17 protein-coding genes and 1 riboswitch are annotated in these 16,230 nt (G+C 69.4%); of the genes, 13 read left to right on the top strand and 4 right to left on the bottom strand.

Annotated elements, in window-relative coordinates; translation table 11 throughout:
• Positions 1-7: 7 nt before the first annotated feature.
• Positions 8-262 (bottom strand): hexameric tyrosine-coordinated heme protein, encoded by a 255-nt coding sequence (locus tag BA895_RS06910; protein WP_070191163.1) that lies wholly within the window; start codon positions 260-262, stop codon positions 8-10.
• 251 nt (positions 263-513) lie between these two features.
• Between BA895_RS06910 and BA895_RS06905 the strand changes: the two genes are divergently transcribed.
• Positions 514-3,285: an AAA family ATPase gene (locus BA895_RS06905; RefSeq protein WP_070191162.1), complete on the top strand. Its 2,772-nt coding sequence runs from the start codon at positions 514-516 to the stop codon at positions 3,283-3,285.
• 76 nt (positions 3,286-3,361) lie between these two features.
• On the opposite strand, the gene BA895_RS06900 is transcribed toward BA895_RS06905, so the two are convergent.
• Positions 3,362-4,162, bottom strand: coding sequence for an alpha/beta hydrolase (locus BA895_RS06900; RefSeq protein WP_070191203.1), 801 nt, complete (start codon positions 4,160-4,162; stop codon positions 3,362-3,364).
• A 191-nt stretch (positions 4,163-4,353) separates the two neighbouring features.
• Here BA895_RS06900 and BA895_RS06895 point away from each other — a divergent pair, with 191 nt between their 5' ends.
• Positions 4,354-4,767: a VOC family protein gene (locus tag BA895_RS06895; RefSeq protein WP_070191161.1), complete on the top strand. Its 414-nt coding sequence runs from the start codon at positions 4,354-4,356 to the stop codon at positions 4,765-4,767.
• Here the strand turns inward: BA895_RS06895 and BA895_RS06890 are convergent.
• On the bottom strand, positions 4,740-4,931 hold the full coding sequence (locus BA895_RS06890) for a hypothetical protein (protein ID WP_070191160.1): 192 nt from the start codon (positions 4,929-4,931) through the stop codon (positions 4,740-4,742). The genes BA895_RS06895 and BA895_RS06890 overlap by 28 nt on opposite strands.
• 51 nt (positions 4,932-4,982) lie before the next feature.
• On the opposite strand from BA895_RS06890, the gene BA895_RS06885 reads away from it, so the two are divergent.
• The 9 genes from BA895_RS06885 to BA895_RS06845 all read left to right on the top strand — a co-directional run bounded on the left by BA895_RS06885 (position 4,983) and on the right by BA895_RS06845 (position 11,234).
• Positions 4,983-5,591 carry a CDP-alcohol phosphatidyltransferase family protein gene (locus tag BA895_RS06885; RefSeq protein WP_070191159.1) on the top strand — a complete coding sequence of 203 codons (609 nt, stop codon included), beginning with the start codon at positions 4,983-4,985 and terminating at the stop codon, positions 5,589-5,591.
• The gene (locus BA895_RS06880) at positions 5,588-6,628 is read left to right on the top strand and encodes a DUF881 domain-containing protein (protein WP_254666361.1); all 1,041 of its coding nucleotides are present in this window, start codon (positions 5,588-5,590) and stop codon (positions 6,626-6,628) included. Before BA895_RS06885 ends, BA895_RS06880 begins: the two co-directional genes overlap by 4 nt.
• The gene (locus tag BA895_RS06875; RefSeq protein WP_070191158.1) at positions 6,625-6,957 is read left to right on the top strand and encodes a small basic family protein; all 333 of its coding nucleotides are present in this window, start codon (positions 6,625-6,627) and stop codon (positions 6,955-6,957) included. The genes BA895_RS06880 and BA895_RS06875 overlap by 4 nt, the downstream gene beginning before the upstream one ends.
• A 3-nt stretch (positions 6,958-6,960) precedes the next feature.
• Complete coding sequence (locus BA895_RS06870; protein WP_083283064.1) at positions 6,961-7,788, top strand: DUF881 domain-containing protein; 828 nt, start codon at positions 6,961-6,963, stop codon at positions 7,786-7,788.
• A gap of 207 nt (positions 7,789-7,995) precedes the next feature.
• A complete protein-coding gene (gcvH, locus tag BA895_RS06865; protein WP_070191157.1) occupies positions 7,996-8,385 on the top strand; it encodes a glycine cleavage system protein GcvH in 390 nt (129 codons plus the stop codon).
• Positions 8,386-8,546: 161 nt separating this feature from the next.
• Positions 8,547-9,056: an FHA domain-containing protein gene (locus tag BA895_RS06860; protein ID WP_083283063.1), complete on the top strand. Its 510-nt coding sequence runs from the start codon at positions 8,547-8,549 to the stop codon at positions 9,054-9,056.
• Between the two features lie 75 nt (positions 9,057-9,131).
• Positions 9,132-9,857: a MerR family transcriptional regulator gene (locus BA895_RS06855; RefSeq protein ID WP_070191156.1), complete on the top strand. Its 726-nt coding sequence runs from the start codon at positions 9,132-9,134 to the stop codon at positions 9,855-9,857.
• A gap of 48 nt (positions 9,858-9,905) precedes the next feature.
• On the top strand, positions 9,906-10,415 hold the full coding sequence (locus BA895_RS06850) for a bifunctional nuclease family protein (RefSeq protein ID WP_070191155.1): 510 nt from the start codon (positions 9,906-9,908) through the stop codon (positions 10,413-10,415).
• A gap of 237 nt (positions 10,416-10,652) precedes the next feature.
• A complete protein-coding gene (locus BA895_RS06845; protein ID WP_070191154.1) occupies positions 10,653-11,234 on the top strand; it encodes a MerR family transcriptional regulator in 582 nt (193 codons plus the stop codon).
• On the opposite strand, the gene BA895_RS23435 is transcribed toward BA895_RS06845, so the two are convergent.
• On the bottom strand, positions 11,200-11,409 hold the full coding sequence (locus BA895_RS23435) for a hypothetical protein (RefSeq protein ID WP_139142536.1): 210 nt from the start codon (positions 11,407-11,409) through the stop codon (positions 11,200-11,202). The two genes, BA895_RS06845 and BA895_RS23435, sit on opposite strands and share 35 nt — an antisense overlap.
• 71 nt (positions 11,410-11,480) lie before the next feature.
• Positions 11,481-11,591, top strand: a riboswitch (glycine riboswitch).
• Positions 11,592-11,687: 96 nt separating this feature from the next.
• Here BA895_RS23435 and gcvP point away from each other — a divergent pair.
• Complete coding sequence (gene gcvP / locus BA895_RS06840; RefSeq protein ID WP_070191153.1) at positions 11,688-14,600, top strand: aminomethyl-transferring glycine dehydrogenase; 2,913 nt, start codon at positions 11,688-11,690, stop codon at positions 14,598-14,600.
• A 104-nt stretch (positions 14,601-14,704) separates the two neighbouring features.
• Positions 14,705-16,192: a glutamate--cysteine ligase gene (locus BA895_RS06835; protein WP_070191200.1), complete on the top strand. Its 1,488-nt coding sequence runs from the start codon at positions 14,705-14,707 to the stop codon at positions 16,190-16,192.
• Positions 16,193-16,230 lie beyond the last annotated feature (38 nt).

The following is a 16,230-nucleotide window of genomic DNA, read 5'->3' as shown; positions in this document are numbered from 1 at the left end:
ATCGAGGTCACGAACGCCAGTAGTGGTTCGCCGCGGCGATCGTCTGGAACTCGACGGCCACGACGTGTCCGGCCGCGATCAGGCTGTCGGGTGACGTGGCGTAGTTCGGGCGCCCGCCCGCCAGCACGTCGAGGTCGGGCTGGATGTTGTGAATGGTGTGTCGCGCCATGGCGAAGGCGAGAGCCCGGCCCTCTTCCGGTGTCGCGGTGATGAGGGTTCCTCCCGGAACCATGGTGAGCTCGGAGTCGGGAACGCGGTTCATGGTGTCTCCTCGATGGCTGCGCTGGGTGACATCGCCTCGATGCAGGCGCGACGGCTGCTCCGACGGTAGGCCCGCGGCAGACCCGTGCGGTATCGGTCGGATGACTGAAAGCGCCTGCACGAGGTCATCGCTCGCCCGGCGTGGCCCCCCGGCGTTCTTGCGTCGGGTGCGCCGCCACCGCGCGCGCACTAGCATCAAAACCAGCCCTGACCGGGCCGATCCTCTACTGCTCGTCCTCGGAGGGGGCTGAGATGCGCAGTCTCGAGCCCGATGAGCTGCTGTTCGGACGCGACACCGACTTCGGCGCGATCGCGGCCTGGCTTCGGGGGGTCGGAGACTCGGGCACGGCGGCGCTGGTCACCGGTCCGGCCGGCATCGGCAAGACCTCGCTGCTGCGACACGCCTGGGAGCAGTCCCTCGACCAGGGAATGCTGGCCGTGTCGGCCACGGGAGTGCAGTCTGAGACGACATTGCCCTTCGCTGCCCTGCACCAGCTGCTGCACCCGATCACACCCCGCATCGAACAGCTGTGGCCTGACCAGCAGGCGGTGCTTCGCACCGTGTTCGGGCAGGTGAGAGGCCAACCGGCGGAGCCGTATCTCGTCGCGCTGGCGGTTCTAGACCTCCTGACTCACGTTGCTGCCGACGCGCCCTTGCTCGTCGTCGTCGACGATGCGCAGTGGATCGACAGCGCCAGCGTTCACGTGCTCTCCTTCCTCTCGCGGCGCATCGAGGCCGACCCGATCGTGCTGCTCGTCGGGCTGCGTGACGGCTACCCGACGCCGCTGTCCGAACTGGGTCTGCCGCGTATCCAGCTGCAACCGCTCGACGCTGAGGCCGCCGGCATGGTGCTTGCCCAACGGCATCCAGACCTCGCCGACACTGCTCGCCGACGCGTGCTCGACACTGCCGCGGGCAACCCCCTCGCGCTCGTCGAGCTACCCGGTGGGATCGGAGGGGGTAGTGGGAGCACCAACGACCCGTCGACCCGTTGGGGCGCCGGCTCGACCTCCGAGCCGACCCTCACGGCGCGGCTTGAACGCAGCTTCGCCGCCCGGCTTCCCGACCTGAACGCCATCACCCGTACGGCGCTCGTGACGGCGGCCGCGTCTGACGGGCTCGACCTCGAGGAGATCATCGCGGCCACGGCCAGACAGGTCCCCGGCGAGCTGGTGACCGCCGCGGTCTTCTCACCGGCCGTAGCGGCGGGGCTGGTCGACATGCTGGGCACTCAGGTGAGGTTCCACCATCCCCTGGTGAGATCCGCGATCTACCAGTCGTCGGGCCTCGACCAGCGACGGCAGGCACACGCGGCCCTCGGGGCGGTGCTCGCCACGCGGCCCGACCGTCAGGTCTGGCACCTGGCCTCGGCAGCCGGGCGGCCCGACGAGGCAGTGGCGGCCGCGCTGGAGCAGCGGGCGAGGTCGGGCGACCTGCACGGCTCGAAGGCGTTGAGCGCGAGCACCTGGGAACGGGCTGCCGAGCTCAGCCCCGACCGCCGCCGCGAGGGTGACCGCCTGCTCCACGCCGCCGAGCTGCGTTTGGAGATCGACGAACCGGTGCGCGCCGCGGAGCTGTTGGCCAGGGCCGAGCCCCTCGTCGCCGGTCTTCGAGCGGAGGCACGGGTCGCGCTGGTGCGTGACGCCCTGCTGGCCCAGACACCGGGTGACCCCGGACGAATCCGTTCCCTGGCGAACCTCGCTGCACGTCTGATCGACGATGGGGCCACCGACCTCGCGGTGCGAGTGCTGCTCGCCGCCGCAGCACACGCCTGGTCGAGCGACCCGGGCCAGCAGGCTTGTGACGAGGTGGTCGCGGTGGCCGAGTCCTTGCCCCTGGGCCCTGCTGACCCACGACGACTTTCGATCCTCGGCTACGCCGACCCCAGCAGGCACGGCAGGTTGATCGTCGACCAGGTTCGGCGTCTGCGTCCCGACGAGCTCGACCCGGCATCCGCAGAGCTCGCGGTCTCGGTGTTCCTGACGGGGGCGGATGCCGGGGTGTCGGCCCTGCAGGCCCGCGTGGTCGACAAGCTCCGGTCGCGGGGTCAGCTGACGGCGCTGCCGCGTGTGCTCACGGTCCAGTCCTGGACGTCCATCGCGCTCGGCGACTGGCAGACCGCCGTCCCTGCCCTCGACGAGGCCGTGCGCCTGTCGGACGAGAGCCACCAACCACTGTGGCGAGCGGCCGCGATGACCGGCCAGGCGATGATCGCGGCACTGCGCGGTGACGCCGAGGCTGGGCTGCGGCTGACCGAACAGGCCGAACGGCTCGCACTCCCGTTGCGAGCGAACCCGGTGCTCAGCGGCATCCAGTACGTTCGCGGCGTCAGCGCCATCGCTGATGGTCTCTACGACGAGGCCCACGACCATCTGCGACGCCTGTTCGACCCGTCCGACCCGTCTTTCCACCCCGTGCAAGGGGTGTGGGGGCTGGGCGACCTCGTCGAGGCCGGCGCGCGCTGTGGTGTCTCGGCCGACGACCGCACGCTGCTCGAAGCCCTGCGCGCGCGACCCGGCGTCGCGGTCTCGCCCTGGAGCGACCTGGCCTTCCGTTACGCGGCCCCGCTGCTCGCCGACGACGACAAGGCGGACGTCGCCTTCCGAGATGCGCTCGCCTCCCCCCTGTCACGCTGGCCGTGGTACCGGGCCCGTCTGCTCCTGGAGCACGGCAGATGGCTGCGCCGGCAGCGACGGATCTCCGATGCCCGAGCGCCGCTGCGTGACGCGCGGGACAGCTGCGACGCGCTCGGCATCGTGCCGTGGGCCGTCCGCGCCCGCCACGAGCTGCGGGCCACGGGGGAGACGAGCGCCGAACCGAGGGTTCGACCCTGGGAGACCCTCTCACCACAGGAGCTGCAGATCGCCCGGCTGGCGGCCGAGGGGCTGTCCAACCGCGACATCGCCCAGCGGCTCTTCCTCTCGCACCGCACCGTCGGGTCGCATCTGTACCGACTGTTCCCCAAGCTCGGAGTGACGTCGAGGGGTCAGCTGCGTGATGCCCTGGACCGCCCAGCGCCCTGAGCAGCACGGGCGCCACCCGCTGCTGAGGGCGAAGGCTCGTAGAGACCGCGTCAGGCCGCGGGGCGAAGAACAGGGGTCACAGCTCCTGGGCGTCCAACCACGACAGGCAGGACTCCGCCACGAGCCGCCAGGCACCGTCGACGGTGAGCGAGTGACCCCGGCCCGCGAACTCGACGAGGTCGGTCACGGCGGGGGAGCCGCGGTACTGCTTGAGGGTCGATCTGGTGATCGCCTCGGGAACGGTGTGGTCCTCGCCGCCCATGATGAGCAGCAACGGGCCCCGGTCGGCGTTGTCGGTCGCGACCTTCGCCGGAGAGTGCAGCGAGAAGTTCGCGGCGGCCGCCTCGAAGAGCGGCCGACCCGGTGACGGAATCGTCCACGCCTCGTACAGCCGGTCCGACTCCTCTCGTGGCAGGGCATTGCCGAACGCGAAGGCGAACTGGTCGGCGGTGAGTGACACGACGCGGTGCCGGTTGGCGGGGTTCTTGAAGACGGGAAGAGTCGCCCGCAGCGACGACAGCGGCAGCGGCAGCACGCCCTTGATCTGGGCGGCGTCGATCGCGATGCCACCGGTGCCGTGGTTCTCGCCGAGCAGCTTCTCGACGAGCAGGCCTCCGAAGGAGTGGCCGATCAGCACCGGCTTCTGGTCGAGGCTGTTGATGAGCTCGACCAGGTGCGCGAAGACGTCGTCGATACCGCGGTCGGCCATGTCGTCGCCATGCTCCCGCGTCTCGGCGACCGTCGGACGCTCGCCGGGCCAGTCCGCCAGGTGGGGTTCGTAGCCGTGCTCCGTGAACAGCTCGGCCCAGGGCTGCCACGAGGTGGCGTGCAGCCAGAGGCCGTGGATGAAGACGACGGGAAGACGGTTGTGGGCCATGAGAGGCTCCCGATCTGGTTGTCGTGGGTCGCCCTCACGGATCGAGGGCGCGCGGCCGGAGGTGGCACCTGCATCGCTCATCGTGCGCCGGTCTGCGGTGGTGGGCATCGGTCACACGACTCAATCGCGCTGGTCGAGGCGGGTGCGCGTTCGTCCAAGCCGGCGAGCTGACGCCGGGCTAGCGTCGATGGATGAGCTCACGGGTCTGGACCCAGCCGTTGGTCGTGGTCACCGATGTCGAGGCCTCGAGCGCCTTCTACTGCAGCCTGCTGGGCGGCGAGAGCGGTCACGGTGGCGAGGAGTACGAACAGGTCACCTGCGACGGCGAGCTGGTGCTGCAGCTGCACCGCATCGACGTCGAGGACCACCACGGTCGGCTCGCGGATGCCGCTGTCCCCCTGGGGAACGGCATCCTGCTCTGGTTCGAGGTCGACGACTTCGAGGCGGCGTCGGCGCGCGTGACCGAGCTCGACCCACCCATCGTGCGTGACGTCGAGCGGAATCCCAATGCTGGCCAGCTGGAGGTCTGGTTGCGCGACCCCGACGGCTACGTCGTGGTGCTGGCGGGGCCGTCGCCCTACCGACCCAGAGCCGGTCGCGACTGACCACTCCGGTCGACCGAGGTGTCGTGGTCGATGTCGACGGCGGTGTCGACAGCGGCGTCGACGGCGGCGTCGAGAGGTGTCGACGCGGGTGTCGACAGGGGTGTCGGCGCTGGGATGACGATGACCCTTGCCCGGATGACCAAGGTCGCCCGGGCGTGGGCCACGACGGACTCGCCGATGAGCTCCGCTCGCCGGGCGGCGGCTAGGCTCGGCGCGTGAACGAGGACCAGGCAGAGGCCGCCGAACCGGCTGGCGCGTCGGAACGCGTGCTCACTCTGCCCAACGCGCTCTCGACCCTGAGGCTGCTCGGGGTGCCCGTCTTCCTCTGGGCCATCCTTGACGAGCGAGACCTGCTGGCGCTCGTGATCCTGATGCTGTCGGGGATCACCGACTACCTCGACGGCAAGATCGCCCGAGCCTTCAACATGGAGTCGCGCGTCGGCGCCTTCCTCGACCCGATCGCCGACCGGTTGTACATCCTCACCACGATGCTCGGTCTGGTCTGGCGCGACATCATCCCGGTCTGGCTGGTGGTCGCCCTCCTGGCCCGTGAGGCGGTGATGGCCGTCATGCTGCTCTACCTGCGCGGCCGCGGCCAGACCGGACTGCCAGTGCACTTCGTGGGCAAGGCCGCGACCTTCAACCTGCTGTATGCCTTCCCGATGCTGCTTCTCGCGCATCGCGATGACTGGATCGGCGAGCTCGCCCGACCCATCGGGTGGGGGTTCGCCTGGTGGGGCGTCTCGCTGTACTGGTTGTCGGTGGTGCTCTACGCGGTGCAGGCCAAGGCTGTGCTTGGTCGCACCCGCCGGGCGAGCACATGAGCGAGCCGGTGCGCAGCCCCGGCGATGACCGGAACCTCGGTAGCGACGACAACGGCGGGACCGGCGGGAACGGAAGCGCGAAGCCGCGACCCGACGCGTCGATGACGCTGATCACCGCGGTGCTCGAGCGACCCCTCGAGCCCGGGTACCAAGAGGCCGCCGATCGACGCACGGCTGGTGGTCTACCCGCGGCCACCTCCACCCGCACCGTGATCGTCGTAGTGATGGCGATCATCACCGGTTTTCTCTTTGCCGTGGCGGCCCAGTCGCTGCGTCCGAAACCGACGGCGGCCGCGACGGTCAAGAGTGAGCTGGTGAGCCGTATCGAAGGTCTACAGACCCACGGCGCCACTCAGGAGGCCAACATCGTCGCGCTCACCCGTCAGGTGCACGACCTCGAGGCCCTCGAGCTGGCCCAAGCCGGGGGCAGCGATCTCACCGCCAAGATCAACACGCTCGAACGGCAGGCCGGCATCGTCGCGGTCACCGGCCCTGGGCTCACCCTCACGCTTGACGATGCCGTGTCGTCGGGGGGCAACGCCGATGCCGGCAACCGCCCGACCGGGGGGTTCGAGGCTGGTCGGGTGAGCTCGGCAGACCTGCAGGTCGTCGTCAACGGCCTGTGGGCGGCGGGCGCCGAGGCCGTCGGCATCAACGGCCACCGGCTCACTTCGACGTCGGCGATCCGGTTCGCCGGGCAGGCGGTCATCGTCGACTTCCGGCCGCTCACCCGCCCCTACACCGTGACGGCGCTCGGCGACCCCGACACGCTGCGAGCCCGGTTCGAGCCGTCGTTCGGCGGCGTCTACCTTGCCCAGCTGACCAAGGAGTTCGGCATCCAGTCAGACCTGAGCGCGGGCGACAGCCTGAGCGTGCCGGGCGACCCCGGTGCCCGACTCTTCGTGGCGGAGCCGCTCGGAGCGCCGCTCGGCAATGCCGGGGCGCCCTCGGTGTCGACGGCGACGTCAGCACCCACCACCCCACCTACCACATCACCCGCGGCACAGGGCGTCCCCACAGGAGCTGAAACACCATGATCCCCGTTCTTGGTCTCGTCGTCGGCCTGGTGGTGGGCCTGCTGCTCGACCCGTCCGTGCCGATCTGGCTCCAGCCCTACCTACCCATTGCCGTGATCGCCGCTCTGGATGCCGTCTTCGGCGCTGTGCGCGCCGTGCTCGACGGCATCTTCAACGACAAGGTCTTCGTGGTCTCGTTCCTCTCGAACGTCGTCGTCGCGGCTTTCATCGTCTTCCTCGGCGACCAGCTCGGCGTCGGCGCGCAGCTCTCAACCGGGGTCGTGGTCGTGCTCGGCATCCGGATCTTCTCCAACGTCGCCTCGATCCGGCGACACCTGTTCAAGGCCTAGTCGATGACCTCCCCTGCCGAGCACCCCACGAACGAGCGGCCCGAGCGCTCGGATCGCGGCGACGGCGCTCAGCCGCCGAAGCCGCCGAAGCAACGAACGAGCTCGGGTTCGGTCGAGGGGGCCGCAGCCTGGCGGCGGCTGCTGCGCATCGGACGTCCACGAGCCACCCGGGCGAACGCGCTGGCGGCGGTGCTGGCGATCGCCCTGGGCGGCGCCATCGCGGCCCAGGTGAAGCTGACGAACGACCGCGACCTGGGTCAGCTCAGCCAGAGCGACCTCATCCGGGTGCTCGACGACGTCTCTCTGCGGGCGTCGCGCCTCGACCAGCAGGTGCGCGAGCTCGAAGCGACACGTGACCGACTCAAGAGTGGCGTCGGAACCGGCAGCGAGGCCATCGACCAGGCGACGAAGCGGGTCGACACCCTCGGCATCCTGGCCGGCACCATCGGAGCGCAGGGACCCGGCATCGTGCTCACGATCCGTGACCCAGATCGTGCGGTCACGGGCCCGATCATCCTCGACGTGATCCAAGAGCTGCGGGACGCCGGTGCGGAGGCGATCGACATCGGCGGCGTGCGGGTGGTCGCCTCGACGTTCGTCGGCGACAACGACGGCACCCTCACGGTCGACGGGGCCGGGGTGGCGCGTCCGGTGGTGATCAAAGCCATCGGTGACCGGAAGACGCTCGCGTCGGCGATGTCGATCCCAGGGGGCATCGTCGAGACCGTGCGCCAGAAGGGCGCATCGGCCTCGATCGCAGAGCAGAGCACGCTGCAGATCACCTCCTTGCACACACCGACGCCGATGACCCACGCCAAGCCCGTCCCCTGAGGCGCGAACGCCGCAGACCGCGGCCGTGGGGGTGAGCGACGGCACGATGACAGAAATTGGGCCCTGAGGGCGCACGAGTGCTCGACTCATGGCATCCTTGCCAACTGCCGGTCGGTGCAGTCGACGGCCGGCCCACCCCCTCAGTTCCCATCGGCTCCGCGGCGCCTTGGCGTCCGACCCGTCCGGTGGCAGATCCACAGGAGCGACATGAGCGACCTCGACTACCCCGACGACCTGCGTTACACGACCGACCACGAGTGGATCCGTGTCGGTGCAGACGGAATGGTGCGCATCGGGATCACCGCCTTCGCACAGGACGCCCTCGGCGACGTCGTCTACGTGTCGCTGCCCGCGGCGGGCGAGACGGTGGCGGTCGGCGACGCCTGTGGTGAGGTCGAGTCGACCAAGTCGGTCAGCGACGTCTACGCGCCTCTCGAAGGCGAGGTCACGGCCGTCAACCCCGCTCTCGACGCCACTCCCGAGCTGATCAACTCCGACCCCTACGGCGAGGGGTGGATGTTCGAGATGAAGCTGGCAGACAGCTCTGCGCTCGAGGCCCTCATGGACTCCGAGACCTACCAGGCCTCGTTGACCTGACCGGTCCGGCACCCTACGCCGCAGCGCCCAGCGGTCAGCCGCGGAGCGGGAACGCGCCTCGGCCCGTCGTCTGCCACCGCACGGTGGGAGCGACGTCAGTCGGGTGAACTAGAGTGATAACACACCAACAACTACAGCCTGATCCGTCCGAGGAGGAGCGCATGTCGAGCCAGCCGCCCGAGTCCGACCCACGACACGAGCAGCACGAACCCGACCAGCGCCCCGAGCTGGCTCATCCGCTCGACTCCGACCGCACGAGCACGGTCGACCCCAGCACGATGCGGTTCCAGGGTGTTCCTGCCCAGGAGCAGCCGGAGGCTCCCGACGGTGGCCGACTCTCTGCCGAAGATCAGGCCACGATCGAGGCACTGCGCCCGGGCACGGCGTTGCTCGTCGTGCTCCGCGGCCCGAACTCCGGGGCACGGTTCCTGCTCGACGACTCCGAGGTCGTGGCCGGCCGGCATCCGAACTCCGATATCTTCCTCGACGACGTGACGGTCTCTCGCAAGCACGCCGTGTTCGTCAAGGGTGCTTCGAGCTACGCGGTGCGTGACGCCGGGTCTCTCAACGGAACCTACGTCAACCGGCAGCTGGTCGACGAGTCTGCCCTGCACACCGGTGACGAAGTACAGGTCGGCAAGTTCCGCCTCGTCTACTACGGCGCAGCCTGAGCGCCTGGCCATCACCTCACCGTGTCGCAGGGATGACTCCTCCCGTTCTCGACGTGCCCTTCAGATGAGCACGACATGACGTCGCAGCCCGGTGCCAGAAGCAGCAGCCCCTCGATCGGCGAACGACTGACGATCGGCAAGGTGCTGGCCCGGTTGCGGCCAGAGTTTCCCGACGTCACGGCATCCAAGATCCGCTTTCTCGAGGCGGAGGGTCTGGTGACACCGAGCCGCACCGCAGCCGGGTATCGCACCTTCACCAGCGCCGACCTCGAGCGCCTGCAGTACGTGCTGGCGGCGCAGCGAGACCGCTTCTGGCCGCTCAAGGTCATCCGCGACGCGCTCGATGCCCTCGACCGGGGCCTCACCGAGCCTGACGACGGCACCAGCAGGCCTCGCCCGCCGACCCCGACGAGCGATCCCCAGGTGCCTGACGGGGCCGGCCTGCGACAGCGACAAAGCGTCAGTCTCACCGGGCCCGAGCTGCGGGAGGCCACTGGCATCGACCGAGACACCCTCGTGGCGCTCGAGAACTTCGGGCTCGTGCAAGCCGACTCCCGTGGGCATTTCACGGGTGATGCCCTCGCGATCGCGGCGGCCGCGAAGAGTCTCTCCTCACACGGGCTCGAAGCGCGCCACCTGCGGTCCTTTCGTACAGCAGCCGACCGGGAGGTGGGCCTCGTCGAGCAGGTTCTGGCCACCCGTCGAGATGATGGCTCCGACGACGACCGGGCGGCCGAGATCGCCTCGGCCTGCATCGCGCTGCACGTCGCCCTGGTCCGCTCGGGTCTGAGCCGCGGCTGAGCCCATGGGCCCGGTCGTCAGGGCCGGGCCTCGGGGTACGGTGGGGGAGTGAAAGAGGTCGAGGTCCTGGGTGTGCGGGTCGAGATGCCGACGAACCAGCCGATCGTGCTGTTGCGCGAACGTGACGGGGGCCGGCGTTACCTTCCGATCTGGATCGGGGCTGCCGAAGCTGCAGCCATCACCTATGCGCAACAGGGGGTGGTGCCCCCCCGGCCGTTGACGCACGACCTGATGCGCGACATCTTGGCCGTGCTGGGCCACGAGCTCACCGAGGTGCGCATCGTGGCACTGCGAGACTCGGTCTTCCACGCCGCGCTGATCGTCGACGGCACCGCCGAGATCGGTTCGCGTGCCTCTGACGCGATCGCCCTGGCTCTGCGTACTGGGGCGAAGGTTCTGGTCGCCTCCGCCATCCTCGACGAGGCTGCCATCGTCGTCTCTTCCGACGAGGACGACGAGGTGGAGAAGTTCAAGGCGTTCCTCGACCACGTGTCGGCCGAGGACTTCGAGCACCCGGAGACGCCAGACGAGGATCCTTCCGGCCGCCAGACGTCGTGACACCGGTGGCTCGGCCGGCCCGCAGTGTCCCTTTTGGCCGGATTACCCTTAACCTTGAACTAGAACTTCAAGCATTGTCGAACAGCACTCGACACGCAGGCTGTGGACCCGCCGGTGATTGACGGAGTCTGACTGGCGCTCTACCGTCAGTGAGAACGACCCAGAACGACGTTGCTGTAGTTATCGGGATGTGGTCTGCGCGAAGGTGTGCAGGCGACCAGTGCAGGAGGAGCCCTCATGGCCGCTTTGGAGGAGCCGCGCACGAGCCGGCCGGTGCCGCTCGGCGCCCAGGGCCTGTTGTTCACCGATGACCTGCCCGACCTCGCACCCGACGCCGGCTACCGCGGTCCGACCGCATGCAAGGCGGCCGGAATCACCTACCGCCAGCTCGACTACTGGGCCCGAACCGGTCTGGTCGAGCCCTCGGTACGTAGTGCAACCGGCTCGGGCACCCAGCGCCTCTACGGTTTCCAGGACATCCTCGTGCTCAAGGTGGTCAAGCGGCTGCTCGACACCGGCGTGTCCCTCCAGCAGATCCGGGTGGCCATCACTCACCTTCGCGGGCGAGGAGTCGATGACCTGGCGCAGATCACCCTGATGAGCGACGGAGCCTCGGTCTACGAGTGCACTTCCGCCGACGAGGTCATCGACCTGGTCCAAGGCGGTCAGGGCGTCTTCGGTATCGCCGTCGGCCGCGTCTGGCGTGAGGTCGAGGGCACTTTGGCGCAGCTGCCGAGCGAGCGCGCCGAGGAGGAGCCTCCCGAGCAGCACCCCGACGACGAGCTCACGGCGCGTCGTCACGCCCGCCGGTTGGCCTGACCACCCGCACTTCTTGCGCGTCGCGCAGCGCGTCGCGCAGCGCGTCGCGCAGATGGTGTCGAAAATCCAGCACTTCTTGCACGTCGCGCCGCGCGTCGCGCAGACGGTGTCGTAAAACCAGCACTCCTTGCACGTCGCGCCGCGCGTCGCGCAGATGGTGTCGTAAAACCAGCACTTCCTGCGCGTCGCGCCGCGCGACGCGCAGCAGGGGTGCGGCGCCGGACTGGTAGATTCAAGGTGCCGACCAAACCCCACGTGGGAGAGTCCTCGGGGTGGTTCTCAACGACGAACCACCTGCGAGGCGCCGAAGGGGCAACATCCCCGGAACCTCTCAGGCGCCCGGACCACGTGGGGGAGGCAACTCTGGAGACGGCCGTGCCTACGCACGGTGGCGACAGACGGGGAGCGTGAGTGACTCGCTCAAACCCGTCCCATCTCTTCGCAGGAGCGCGTATGTCGTTCGACCAGGCCGTCCGCACCGCCCCCTTCGCCGACTTCGTCGGGCGCCACGTCGGCCCGCGAGGCACCGACGTGGCGCGCATGCTCGAGGTCGTCGGCCAGCCGACCCTGGAGGCCATGTGTGACCGGGCGATCCCGGGCGCGATCCGTTCGCAGGCTCCCTTGGCGCTGGAGGCTGCCGCGAGTGAAAGTGCCGTCATCGACGAGCTGCGCGCCTTCGCCTCGCGCAACACGGTGCTCACGTCCTTGATCGGGCTGGGCTACTACGGCACCGTCACCCCGCCGGTCGTCAAACGCAACGTGCTCGAGAACCCCGCCTGGTACACCGCGTACACGCCGTACCAGCCCGAGATCTCGCAGGGTCGGCTCGAGGCCCTGCTCAACTTCCAGACCGTCGTCACCGACCTCACCGGCCTCGACGTGGCTGGGTCTTCGCTGCTCGACGAGTCGACCGCCGCCGCCGAGGCCATGTCGCTGATGCGACGCACCAGCAAGGCGTCGCCGGATGCCGTTGTGATCGTCGACGCACAGGTCTTTCCTCAGACGATCGCCGTGATGCAGACCCGCGCGGGCGCGATCGAGCTGCCGCTCGTCGTGGCCGACCTCGCGTCGGTCACGAACGCCGACGAGCTCGCGGCTGCTGCCGGTGGCCGCCCTGTCGTCGGGGTGATCGTGCAGTACCCGGCCGCGTCGGGCGAGATCAATGACTTCACCGCCCTGGCCGCCGCCGCCCATGAGGCCGGCGCCCTGGTCACCGCCTGCGCCGACCTGCTCGCCCTGACCCTCATCGCCGCGCCCCAGCAGTGGGGCGCCGACATCGCGGTCGGCTCGGCCCAGCGTTTCGGAGTGTCGATGGGCTTCGGCGGGCCGCACGCCGGCTACCTCGCCGTGCGCAAGGGGCTCGAACGCTCCATGCCCGGCCGGCTGGTCGGGGTATCGGTCGATGCCGAGGGCAACCAGGCCTACCGCCTTGCCCTGCAGACCAGGGAGCAGCACATCCGCCGCGAGAAGGCGACGTCGAACATCTGCACGGCCCAGGTGCTGCTCGCGGTCATGGCCAGCATGTACGCCGTCTGGCACGGCCCCCAGGGCCTGACCGACATCGCTCGTCGCGTGCACGCCCTGACCGCGTCGCTGCGTCGCGGACTGCTCTCGGGTGGCTACGAGATCGAGACCGACACGTTCTTCGACACCCTCACGGTGCGCGTCCCAGCCGGGGCGCACGAGCTGGTCGCCCGGTTCGCCGAGCGCGGCTTCAACCTACGCCTCGTCGATGCCGACCGGGTCTCGCTCAGCCTCGACGAGACGACGACCACCCAGACCGTCGTCTCGATCCTCGAGGTCGTGGGCGTCGAGGTCGAACCCGATGACCTGACCGCGAGCGCAGGCGCAGGCGAAGAGCCCAGCGGCATCCCCGCGTCATTGGTGCGCGAGACCGACTTCCTGACCCACCCGGTCTTCCACTCGCACCACTCCGAGACGGCCATGCTGCGCTACCTGCGCCGACTCTCCGACCGCGACTTCGCCCTCGACCGCGGCATGATCCCGCTCGGTTCGTGCACGATGAAGCTCAACGCCACCACCGAGATGGAGGCGGTGACGTGGCCCGAGTTCGCGAACCTCCACCCGTTCGCACCGGCCGACCAGACGACCGGCATCCGTGCGCTCATCGACGAGCTGGCTGACTGGCTGTGCGAGATCACCGGCTACGACGCTGTCTCGTTGCAGCCGAACGCCGGGTCGCAGGGCGAGTTCACGGGCCTGCTCGCCATCCACGCCTACCACGAGTCGCGCGGTGAGGGTCATCGGCGAATCTGTCTCATCCCCGCCAGCGCCCACGGCACGAACGCCGCCTCCGCGGTCATGGCCGGGCTCAAGGTCGTCGTCGTCAAGACCGCGCCCGGCGGCACGGTCGACATGGATGACCTGCGGGCCAAGATCGAGACCCACCGCGACAACCTGGCCGCGATCATGGTCACCTACCCCTCGACCCACGGGGTCTACGAGGACACCATCACCGAGCTCTGCGGGCTGGTGCACGATGCCGGGGGCCAGGTCTACGTCGACGGCGCCAACCTCAACGCCCTCGTCGGGCTTGCGCAGCCGGGCAAGTTCGGCGCCGACGTCAGCCACCTCAACCTGCACAAGACGTTCTGCATCCCGCACGGCGGTGGCGGACCGGGCGTCGGGCCGGTCGGCGTTCGCGCCCACCTCGCCCCCCATCTGCCCAACCACCCTCTTGCGCCCGAAGCCGGCCCCGCGACCGGTGTCGGCCCCGTCTCCGGGGCCCCGTTCGGGTCAGCGAGCATCCTGCCGATCTCCTGGGCCTACGTGCGGCTGATGGGCGGCGCGGGCCTGACCTATGCCACCCAGATGGCCGTGCTGGGCGCGAACTACATCGCGGCCCGGCTGCGCCAGCACTACCCGGTGCTCTACTCCGGCAACGACGACCTCGTGGCGCACGAGTGCATCCTCGACCTGCGGGCGATCACGGCCGAGACGGGCGTGACCGTCGACGACGTGGCCAAGCGCCTCGTCGACTACGGCTTCCACGCCCCGACCATGAGCTTCCCCGTCGCGGGCACCCTGATGGTCGAGCCGACCGAGTCGGAGAACCTCTACGAGCTCGACCGGTTCTGCGACGCCATGGTCGCCATCCGCGACGAGATCGAGGCGGTGCACAAGGGGGACGTCGAGGTGGCTCAGAGCATGCTGCGGCACGCTCCGCACACCGCGCTCAACGTGGCCAGTGCCTGGGACCACGTCTACGAGCGCACGGATGCCGCATTCCCGGTCGGCGTCGCGGCCCCCGACAAGTACTGGCCGCCGGTGAGCCGCATCGACGGGGCCTTCGGCGACCGCAACCTGGTGTGCTCGTGCCCCCCGCCGGAGGCTTTCGAGAGCTGATCCGTGCTCGCTCATCGGCCCGAGCCGCTGCCCGCGGCGTTCGAGGGCTGAACACCCGGGGCTCGGGTCTCGCGTCCGAGCCCCGAGTGTGGTTGTCTCAGCACGTGGGAGCCGACGTCGAGCAGGCCAGGTACACGCGCGAACAGCGCCAGCAGTACCGAGAGAAGGTCAGACGTGACCTTGACGTGTTCGAAAGGATGCTGAGCCAGAGCCAGTTCGAGTTCGACAAGCCGATGACCGGCATCGAGGTCGAGCTCAACCTGGTGTCCGAGGACCTCGGCCCGAAGCTTGACAACAAGCTCATCCTCGAGCAGATCGCCGACGAGGACTTCCAGACCGAGCTGGCTCGCTACAACATCGAGCTGAACGTGCCGCCGCGCCCGTTGCCCGGCGACTCGGCCCTCGAGCTGGAAGAGCTGTTGCGCACCTCGCTCAACCAGGCCTCGGCCCGGGCCGCCGAGCTGCACACCGGCATCGTCGCCATCGGCATCCTGCCGACCGTGATGCCCGAGCACTTCGAGGGCGACTGGATCAGCGAGAACATCCGCTACGCCGCGCTGAACAACGCGGTGCTCGATGCCCGCGGTGAAGACGTCTGGCTCGAGCTCGAGGGGCCGACGGGGGAGCGGATCGCCCGCTACTCCGACTCGCTTGCACCCGAGTCGGCCTGCACCTCGATCCAGCTGCACCTGCAGGTGCACCCCGACCGGTTCGCCGACCACTGGAACGCCGCGCAGGTGCTCGCCGGCCCGCAGCTCGCGCTCGGCGCAAACTCGCCGTTCTTCCTGGGCCAGCGCCTCTGGGCCGAGACCCGCATCCCGTTGTTCACCCAGGCCACCGACACCCGCTCGGTCGAGCTGAAGAACCAGGGCGTGCGACCGCGCGTGTGGTTCGGCGAGCGGTGGATCACCTCGATCTTCGACCTCTTCGAAGAGAACGTGCGCTACTTCCCGGCGCTGCTTCCCGAGCTGTACGAAGAGAACCCGGAGGAGGTCTTCGAGCGCGGCGAGGTGCCCGAGCTGAAGGAGCTGCGGCTGCACAACGGCACCGTCTACCGCTGGAACCGGCCCATCTACGACACCGCCGGTGGCAAGCCGCATCTGCGGGTCGAGAACCGCACGCTGCCGGCCGGGCCCAGCATCGCCGACGTCATGGCCAACGCCGCCTTCTACTACGGCGCCATGCGCGTGCTGGCCGAGGAGGACCGCCCCGTCTGGACCCGGATGAGCTTCTCAGCCGCCGAGGCCAACTTCGAGGAGGGGGCCAGGCTCGGCATCGACGCACGCGCCTACTGGCCCGGCTTCGGCGACGTCGCGGCGAGCGAGCTCGTGCTGCGCCGGTTGCTGCCGATGGCGCACGAAGGCCTCGAGAAGTGGGGGGTCTCGCAGGCCGTGCGCGACCGGTTCCTGACGATCATCGAGCAGCGCTGCCTCAAGGGCGTCAACGGCGCCTCGTGGCAGACCGCGTGCGTCGAGCGTCTCGAGGCCCGCGGGCTGACCCGCGACAAGGCCCTGCGCGAGATGCTGCGGCACTACATCGAGGGCATGAGCGCCAACGAGCCGGTGCACAACTGGGACCTGCCCCGCGACTGAGCCGAACACACCGGCGGGCTCCGGCCCCGAGAGGAGCC

Source organism: Humibacillus sp. DSM 29435, assembly GCF_001758225.1.
Lineage (GTDB): Bacteria > Actinomycetota > Actinomycetes > Actinomycetales > Dermatophilaceae > DSM-29435.
This window is presented reverse-complemented; position numbering and strand designations above follow the sequence as displayed.

Excerpts from the sequence above, each read along its gene's own strand:
- BA895_RS06870 (WP_083283064.1), top strand. The coding sequence starts at position 6,961 with ATGACCTCCCCTGCCGAGCACCCCACGAACGAGCGGCCCGAGCGCTCG.
- BA895_RS06860 (WP_083283063.1), top strand. The coding sequence starts at position 8,547 with ATGTCGAGCCAGCCGCCCGAGTCCGACCCACGACACGAGCAGCACGAA.
- BA895_RS06900 (WP_070191203.1), bottom strand. The coding sequence starts at position 4,162 with ATGGCCCACAACCGTCTTCCCGTCGTCTTCATCCACGGCCTCTGGCTG.
- BA895_RS06895 (WP_070191161.1), top strand. The coding sequence starts at position 4,354 with ATGAGCTCACGGGTCTGGACCCAGCCGTTGGTCGTGGTCACCGATGTC.
- BA895_RS06845 (WP_070191154.1), top strand. The coding sequence starts at position 10,653 with ATGGCCGCTTTGGAGGAGCCGCGCACGAGCCGGCCGGTGCCGCTCGGC.
- BA895_RS06880 (WP_254666361.1), top strand. The coding sequence starts at position 5,588 with ATGAGCGAGCCGGTGCGCAGCCCCGGCGATGACCGGAACCTCGGTAGC.
- BA895_RS06855 (WP_070191156.1), top strand. The coding sequence starts at position 9,132 with ATGACGTCGCAGCCCGGTGCCAGAAGCAGCAGCCCCTCGATCGGCGAA.
- BA895_RS06910 (WP_070191163.1), bottom strand. The coding sequence starts at position 262 with ATGAACCGCGTTCCCGACTCCGAGCTCACCATGGTTCCGGGAGGAACC.
- gcvH (WP_070191157.1), top strand. The coding sequence starts at position 7,996 with ATGAGCGACCTCGACTACCCCGACGACCTGCGTTACACGACCGACCAC.
- gcvP (WP_070191153.1), top strand. The coding sequence starts at position 11,688 with ATGTCGTTCGACCAGGCCGTCCGCACCGCCCCCTTCGCCGACTTCGTC.
- BA895_RS06875 (WP_070191158.1), top strand. The coding sequence starts at position 6,625 with ATGATCCCCGTTCTTGGTCTCGTCGTCGGCCTGGTGGTGGGCCTGCTG.
- BA895_RS06905 (WP_070191162.1), top strand. The coding sequence starts at position 514 with ATGCGCAGTCTCGAGCCCGATGAGCTGCTGTTCGGACGCGACACCGAC.